1 pseudogene is annotated in these 1484 nt (G+C 60.8%); it reads right to left on the reverse strand.

Annotation, left to right across the window (positions count from 1 at the left end):
• Positions 1–920 (reverse strand): annotated as a pseudogene (locus tag ACUXUR_RS26730) (hypothetical protein); the annotation flags it as partial.
• Positions 921–1484 lie beyond the last annotated feature (564 nt).

Raw genomic sequence — 1484 nt, forward strand, 5'->3', positions numbered from 1 at the left:
TGGACGTTGATGATCTCGCCCTTCACGTTGAAATCCCACAGCACGTTCTCGAGCGCCGCGGCATTCTCCTGCAGCACCTCTGGCGGCACCTCCACGCTGTTGGAATCATGCGGCTCCGCGAGCAGATCGAGATCGGGAAGTTCGAAGTCGAATGACGCCGCTGCCGGAACGGAGGCATGCACCTTTCCAAAGCTGTCATTGGCCGGAACAGGGGGCGTGCGCACAACTGCTGCACGTGTCACAGGCTTCACGATGGGAGCAGGAACCGGCATCTCCTCCACATCCTCATCCGCAATGATTTCAACTTCTGCAGAAAAATCCTCGGCCTCGTCTTCCCATGGCGGTGTCTCGTTCTGCTCAGGCCTGACGCGAGCAGCAGAAACATTCATGGCCTCTCGGATCGGAGCTGCAGGCTTTCTAACAGGTCGGGCGCCGCGCTCGCGCTTCGTCACAACCGGCGCAGGTGCCTTTGTCGGCACGGCAGGGTCCAGCAGATATGTCCCCGGTTGCCAGAGGAATGAATAGGATTGCCGAACTGTCGGCAGTTCGAAGCCCATGGACGCATGCGGCGTCGTTGCCGCTTGCTGCACAGGCGGTACGCCCGCCTGTGCAGGCTCCGGCGCACGTTTTGCGACCACGGGAGCAGCTTTTGGTGCAGGCGCGCTCACCGGATCCGTCGCCGCACTCTTTTCTGGAGCGGCAGCATGTCTCAAGCGCGCTGAAGCCTGTGGCGTAATGCGGGTTGGTGTCCGCGAGTAGTGAACGCCGGGTGCGCTCTGCGCCTGATGGCCCGGGCTCCCGTTGGTCCGAACCTGAGGAGTGACCATCGGGTTGGGTGTCCTAGGAGGCTCAGGCGCTTTCTGAATGGCCGGTTGCACGGACTGCGCACTCTCGACAGCCGGCGTCGAAGTCTGTTTCAAGCGCTCCCTCAAAACACGATCGGGCGTCCGTGTGTAGCGCACCTCGGAAGATGTCGGAGGAGTGGGACGCGCGAACTGGTTCCGGGCACCTTGAACAGATGCGCCGCTCGCCGCTCCTCTGGAGCCGGAGGTCTGATCGCTTTCTGGAAGAGAAGAATCGTGGCCGAGATCGGCAGGTGAGGAGGGCCGGCGAATGAAATGCATTGTCATTATGGGTTTGGGGCCGAGACGTTCAGCCCGAGAGGGTTCGTTCCCCTGCAGTTACACCCCTGAAAGGTAAAAAGAGGATTAGGAGCCGGGAGGTCGTCCCCGCTCATCACCCCTCCCCTTCACATGGGCTCTGAGCATCCCCATATAGGCTGCAGGGGACGCCTCCGGACGGCTGTTTGAGCCTCCACATTTCCCTTGCATAAAAGCGCGAATCGCTTATATCGGCGCAACCCGGCGCGGCCACCCTGTGGCTTCGCGCCTTTCCCCGGATAAAACGGCGGACTGATCAGGCAGCAATGCATGAGCAGACACGTGCGTCCGGAGGCAGAGATTAAAGACTTTATCTCTGAGATT

Source organism: Microvirga medicaginis, from assembly GCF_052658925.1.